The sequence below is a fragment of the Halochromatium sp. genome (assembly GCF_054919635.1).
This window is the reverse complement of sequence record NZ_JBUDPI010000222.1, coordinates 1-6,491: the sequence shown is the minus strand read 5'-3', so window position 1 is coordinate 6,491 and position 6,491 is coordinate 1. Positions and strand designations below refer to the sequence as shown.

The window sequence follows — 6,491 nt, the reverse complement described above, 5'->3', positions numbered from 1 at the left end:
GCTCGATTGCGGTTGCCGTCGTTGTCGCTCCTGCTGGCGCTACTCGTCTTGCGACCACCCTGGCCGCGGCGCTCATCGGTCCTGCCATTGCTAGTGCCCGCACGCCGTGGCCGCTGCCCTGGGGCCGCGGCGCCGCGACCCTCGGCGCTGCGGCCGCCGGCGCGCGCTGGCCGCGGTCCGCTGCGGCCGTTCTTGATCGGCTCGGCCGGGATGCTCGGGTCCGGCTCGTAGCCGGGTTGAATGATCTTCGGCACCTCGCGCTTGAGCAGACGCTCGATATCGCGCAGCAGTCGATGCTCGTCGACACAGACCAACGAGACGGCCTGGCCTTCACGCCCAGCCCGGCCAGTCCGGCCGATCCGGTGCACATAGTCCTCAGGGACGTTCGGCAGCTCGTAGTTGACCACATGCGGTAGCTGATCGATGTCGAGCCCACGCGCGGCGATATCCGTGGCGACCAGCACCCGCAGCTCGCCGCTCTTGAACCCAGCAAGCGCGCGGGTACGCGCACCCTGGCTCTTATTGCCATGGATGGCGGCAGCGCTGAGGCCGTCGGTCTGCAATTGCTCAGCGAGCCGATTGGCGCCGTGCTTGGTGCGGGTAAAGACCAGCACCTGGCGCCAGTCGTTGGAGCCGATCATGTGGCTCAGCAGCTCGCGTTTGCGATGGCGATCCACTGGGTAGACGACCTGGTCGATACGCTCCGCGGTGGTGTTGCGCGGCGCGGCCTCGATCAGCTCGGGGCTATTCAACAGCCGCTCGGCGAGACGCTTGATGTCGTCAGAGAAGGTCGCAGAGAACAGCAGATTCTGCCGAGCGTGGTTCGGCGGTAGCAGTGCCAGCACCTTCTTGATGTCATGAATGAAGCCCATGTCGAGCATACGGTCGGCTTCGTCCAGGATCAGGGTCTCGACCTCGGAAAGGTCGACTGTGCCTTGGCTGGCATGGTCGAGCAGGCGACCAGGCGTGGCGACCAGGATGTCGACGCCGCGGCGCAGCTGCTCGATCTGCGGGTTGATCTTGACACCGCCGAAGATCACCGCTGAGCGCAGCGACAGATAACGGCCGTAGGTCTGGATGCTCTCCTGTACCTGGGCGGCGAGCTCGCGGGTGGGGGTCAGCACCAGTGCCCGAACCGGCCGGCGTGCGCCTGGTCCGGCTCGGCCAGTGGCTCGGCCACTGCCAGCATCGGCAGGCTGGCGAGCTGTTGTGGGCGCGGATTGGGCGGCGGATGGGTGCGACGCTCGGGTGCTCAGGCGCTGCAGCAGGGGCAAGGTGAAGCCGGCGGTCTTGCCCGTGCCGGTTTGGGCGGCCGCCATCACATCGCCACCGCTGAGGATGGTTGGGATGGCCTTGGCTTGGATGGGGGTAGGTTGGGTATAGCCCTGCTCGCGAACCGCGCGCAGCAGCTCGGCCGATAGGCCAAGGGTATCGAAAGACATTGCGTTGTAGACTCCAGGTAGGCCCTCCCGTCCTTCGTGAGGCGGGAGCCGGTCCGGGCTGGATGGTTAGGTGCCAGAGCGGCGTTGCTTGCGGGTCAGCGAATCGCCCTACCCAGGATCTGATCAGGGGTCTGATCAGGGCTCCGGTCAAAAGCGCATCTGCATGATGCCAGTTGACCTGCCTGATGGCGCGCTGGGTGGCGCATTGGGCGATGGCCTCGAGACGGCAGCTTTAATGTTAGCGAGCAGTCGCCTCACGATGAGCAGAGAAGCAGCGAACGGATCAAGCGATTTTCGGCAACCGCGGCTGAGGTCATCAGGCATCAGCTGGCTGCGAGCGGTGCCGACCGGTCCAGGCACCCGAAGGCTCATACTCTAACCCAAAACCGAGTTGGCTTATCCGTTTTTCTTTGGGTGGGGTTTCCGGGGTCGCTGCGGGCCGCCGGATTTGCGCGCACTGTTGGCGTCTGCGCCGGCACCCGGACCCGCACCGGTCTCGACCCGGCTGATGGCGAGTGGACGGCCGCAGACCCTGACCTTGCGCAGGTCTTGCAGCAGCTCGCGCGGCATGCCCGTGGGCAGGTCAACGAGGCTGAATTCATCGTGGATGTCGATGCGCCCGATATGCTGTGCGTCAAGACCAGCCTCGTTGGCGATGGCGCCGACGATGTTGCCCGGCTTGACGCCATTGCGATGGCCGACGGCGATGCGGAAGCGCTCCATACCCTGATCGGGCTGCGAGGGTGCGCGGCGCTGCGGGCGTGCACGCTCTTGATCATCGCGGCGCCTGTCGCGGCCTCGCTCGAGAGGCTCGCGCGATCGGCTCGGCCGTTCGGGTGCGGTCAGCAACAGCGGTTGATCGCCGATCGAGAGCTTGGCCAGCGCTGCGGCGATCTCGACGGCCGGCACATCATGCTCTTCCTGATACTGCTCGATGAGGCTTTGCATGAAGCCGAGCTCGCCGGCAGCGAGCGTATCGGTAATACGCTGCTTGAAGTCGGCGATCCGCTTGTTGTTGACCGTCTCTGTCGAGGGCAAGGTCAACGGCTCGATGCGTTGGCGCGTCGCCCGCTCGATGGCGGCAAGCATGCGCCGCTCACGCGGTGCAACGAACAGGATCGCCTCGCCGGCGCGACCGGCGCGGCCGGTGCGGCCGATGCGGTGGATATAGGCCTCGGTATCAGAGGGGATGTCGTAGTTGATGACATGGCTGATGCGCTCAACGTCGAGACCCCGCGCAGCGACATCGGTGGCGACCAGGATATCGAGCGCGCCGTTGCGCAGTCGCTCTACCATCTGCTCGCGCTGCTGCTGTGGCATATCGCCATTGAGGGCCGCTGTAGCCCAGCCGCGGGCGCCGAGGCGGTCGGCGAGCTCGGTGGTTGCGGTCTTGGTGCGCACGAACAGCAGCAGCCCTTCGAACGGCTCCACCTCCAGAATGCGGGTCAGGGCATCGAGCTTGTGCATGCCGCTCACCAGCCAATAGCGTTGGCGGATGGTCTCGGCGGTTGCGGTCGGGGCCTCGATGCTGATCGACTGCGGATCATTGAGATAGCGCTGCGCGATCCGTTGAATCGCGCTCGGCAGGGTCGCCGAGAATAGTGCGATCTGGCGTTGTGGCGGTGTCTGCTCCAGAATCCACTCGACATCGTCGATGAAGCCCATGCGCAGCATCTCATCGGCCTCGTCGAGCACCAGCGCTTGCAGCGTGTCCAGGCGCAAGGTCCCCTTGCGCATGTGGTCCATGATCCGTCCTGGGGTGCCGACGACGAGATGAACTCCGCGCTTGAGCTGACGGATTTGTCCGCCATAATCGGAGCCGCCATAGATGGGCAGCACGTGGAAGCCCTCAAGGGCGCTTGCGTAACGCTGACTGGCCTCGGCGACCTGCAGCGCAAGCTCACGGGTCGGGGTCAGGACCAGTACCTGAGGTGCGCGCTGAGCAAGATCGATGCGGGCCAGTAGCGGCAGGGCGAAGGCGGCCGTCTTACCGGTGCCGGTCGGGGCATGACCGAGCAGGTCATTGCCGGCGAGTAGCTTGGGGATGGTCGCGGCCTGGATCGGCGATGGTGTTTCGTAGCCCACGCGATCGAGCGCGCTGAGCAACGCAGGAGGCAGCCCGAGCTCGGCGAAGCTCGAGGAGGAAGAGGGGTGAGACATGGAGGACGGCCTAGGGAAAACGGAGGAGATGGGCAAGGCGGCAGCTGTGGCCGCGCCTGAACAAGGCTTTCATGCCAGATAACCATAGAGTGTAGCGCAGCTTGAAGGTTCAGCTTCGACCAATTGTCGGGCTTGGCGGACAAGAAGGTGGATAGGATGCAGATATGGGTTGATGCCGACGCCACACCGAATCCGGTCAAGAGCATTCTGTATCGGGCAGCGGAGCGCGTCGGGCTATCTCTGACGCTGGTGGCCAATCAGCCACTGCAGGTGCCGTCGTCGGCGTGGATCAAGGCCGTGCGCGTCGGTAGCGGCTTCGATGTCGCCGATGACTATATCCTGCAGCATGCGTGCGCTGGCGATCTGGTGATCACGGCGGATATTCCACTAGCGGCTGAGCTGGTTGCCAAGCATTGCCAGGTTCTGAGTCCGCGCGGCGAGGCCTTCACCGCGGAAACGGTCCGTCAGCGTCTGAACATGCGCGATTTCCTCGAGACGATGCGCGCCAGTGGTCTGGACACCGGCGGGCCGCCGGCCTATAACCAGGCTGACCGTCAAGCCTTCGCGAATGCGCTGGATCGAATCTTGGCGCGAGCCCGACCTGATATGCAGAAGCCACATTAACGCCGGACGGGTCTCTGCCCTAACGGCGAGACTTAGACGCGCTGTCAACAGCCGACTGATGAAGCCGACCTGCCGTGCCGATGAGCGAACTACTGATCATCGACGATGACCTGCTTGACGTCGCGACCATCAAAGAATTCCTCAAGGATGACGGTTATCGGTTGACCTTTGTCGAAGACGGCTTGCGCGGCTGGGAGCTGCTCGACGCCGAGCCGAGCCGCTTCGACCTCCTGATCCTGGATCGATCGATACCCTGCCTCGACGGCCTTGCTCTGCTCAGCAAGATCAACACGGATTCGCGCTTCTCGGCCCTGCCCGTGATCATGCAGACCGCAGCGAATGCGCCGGAGCAGGTCGCTGAGGGGCTTGCCGCCGGCGCCTGGTACTACCTTGGCAAGCCCTATAAGGCGCAGTCGCTGCAGCGGATCGTTTCTGGCGCCCTCGACGATCGCCACAACCGGCTCGAGCTCAAGCGGCTGCAGACCGAGATTGGCGATGTCTGGTCGCTATTTCGCGAAGGCCGTTTCTGTTTTCGTACCCCAGGGCAGGCTCAGCTCCTGGCGGCTCGGCTCGGGACGCTCTGTGCCCAGTCGTCTCAGGTGGCAATAGGTCTGTCCGAGCTGATGTTGAATGCGATCGAGCATGGCAATCTCGGCATTAGCTACCAAGAGAAGGGTGAGCTGCTGGGCTCGAATGGTCTGACTGCCGAGATCGAGCGGCGCCTGGCCCTGCCCGAGCAGCGCGATCGTTGGGCCGAGATTCGCGTCTCGCGCGAGCCTGACCGGGTGCGTTTTCGGATCGAGGACCAGGGGCTAGGCTTCGACTGGAGCGCGTTCATGGATATCTCGACGGACCGCATCTTCGATAGCCATGGTCGCGGTATCGCGATGGCGAGGCATCTGGCCTTCACCGAGCTTCGCTATGAGGGCAAGGGCAATATCGTCATCGCCTTGGCGGTCATCGAGCGCTGAGCCTAGGCGGGGCCAACGGCGCGCAGCTCGCCTGGATAATGCTGGCGAATCCAGGCCTCGACCTCCGCTGTGATCTGCTTTGTCGATTTGCCTTCGGTTGCGATCGGCTTGCCGATGCGTAGCCTGATGGTTCCGGGCAGGCGCAGTAAGGAGCGACCTGGCCAGCAGTCGCCGCTATTGTGCGACATTGGCAATACCTCGACGCTAGCCCGTGACGCGAGCATGGCGCCGCCGACATTGAAGCTGCCGATGCTGCCGGGTGGCTGGCGGGTTCCTTCTGGATAGATCACAACGCTGATCCCCTCGCGCAGACGCTCCTGACCCACCCGTAGCAGCGTCTTCAGCGCTTGTGAGCCTTTGGAGCGATCGATGGCGATGGGTCGCAACAGTGCCAGACCCCAGCCAAAAAACGGCACCCAGAGCAGCTCGCGCTTTAGGATCGTGGCCTGCGGGGAGATCAGTAGCTGCAGATAGAAGGTCTCCCATTGGCTCTGATGGTTACACATGACCACCACTGGCTGTCCCTTGGGGATGTTCTCCAGCCCGTCGACCTCGATGCTAACGCCATTGATCTTGCGCAGGAGCCACATGGTGACCTGTGACCAGAGATTGACGAACCAGTAGCGTTGCTCAAAGTCTTGAAAGGGGGCTGCGGCGAGGCAGAGCAGACTGTGGATGATGCCGATCAGGTTGTAGAGAGCAAAAAAGAGCAGGCTGCGGAGCCAGGTCGTGATACCGACAGGCGCTTGATTGTGAGCGGAAGAAGGGATGGGCATCTGGTCAACTGAGGTCGATGGTGGATGTCGGATTATCCTCCGGCGTGGCGCCCCCCGAAAGGGCAGTGCCCTGTGAATCCGAAGGCGTCTGAGCGACGCGGCATCTGGCGCGGTGCTTCTGGCGGTCGGTGGTCGGTCTGGATGCCATTCATAGGCTCTCTTGCGGGTCGACATCGATGCTCCAACGCAGCCTGCGGCGGTCGGACAGCGGTTGCAGCAGGGGCAGTAATCGGTCGATCAGTGCATGCAAGGGGCGACGTTGTTTGCACTGCAGCAGCAGTTGAGCCCGATAGCGTCCGGCTCGGCGCTCCATGCTTGCCGGCGCCGGTCCCCAGATCTCGACCGGACCGGGCTCAAGCGCGATGGCCTGTGCGCGTGCGCTGCGCAGAAAGTCGAGTGCCAGCTGCTCGACCCGACTATCGGCGCGCAGCAACGCCTGGAAGCTGAATGGAGGCAGTCCGGCCTCGGCTCGCTCAGCCAGTGCGGCGGCGGCGAAGGCGCGGTAGCCCTGTCGCAAC

Annotated in this window: 5 protein-coding genes and 1 pseudogene; 2 read left to right on the top strand and 4 right to left on the bottom strand. The window is 64.0% G+C overall.

The features are described 5' to 3' along the window. The coding region (locus ACY693_RS13100) for a DEAD/DEAH box helicase (RefSeq protein WP_462322271.1) at window positions 1-1,442 on the bottom strand (1,442 nt) is incomplete at its 3' end. A gap of 396 nt (window positions 1,443-1,838) precedes the next feature. Beyond that, window positions 1,839-3,602 (bottom strand): DEAD/DEAH box helicase, encoded by a 1,764-nt coding sequence (locus tag ACY693_RS13095; RefSeq protein WP_462322270.1) that lies wholly within the window; start codon window positions 3,600-3,602, stop codon window positions 1,839-1,841. Between the two features lie 156 nt (window positions 3,603-3,758). Between ACY693_RS13095 and ACY693_RS13090 the strand changes: the two genes are divergently transcribed. Both ACY693_RS13090 and ACY693_RS13085 read left to right on the top strand, forming a co-directional pair. Beyond that, window positions 3,759-4,226: a YaiI/YqxD family protein gene (locus ACY693_RS13090; RefSeq protein ID WP_462322269.1), complete on the top strand. Its 468-nt coding sequence runs from the start codon at window positions 3,759-3,761 to the stop codon at window positions 4,224-4,226. Between the two features lie 80 nt (window positions 4,227-4,306). Next, window positions 4,307-5,197 (top strand): response regulator, encoded by an 891-nt coding sequence (locus ACY693_RS13085; protein WP_462322268.1) that lies wholly within the window; start codon window positions 4,307-4,309, stop codon window positions 5,195-5,197. A 2-nt stretch (window positions 5,198-5,199) separates the two neighbouring features. Here ACY693_RS13085 and ACY693_RS13080 read toward each other — a convergent pair whose 3' ends face one another. Further along, window positions 5,200-5,973 (bottom strand): lysophospholipid acyltransferase family protein, encoded by a 774-nt coding sequence (locus tag ACY693_RS13080; RefSeq protein WP_462322267.1) that lies wholly within the window; start codon window positions 5,971-5,973, stop codon window positions 5,200-5,202. 148 nt (window positions 5,974-6,121) lie between these two features. Beyond that, window positions 6,122-6,491: pseudogene (locus ACY693_RS13075) on the bottom strand (primosomal protein N'); the annotation flags it as partial.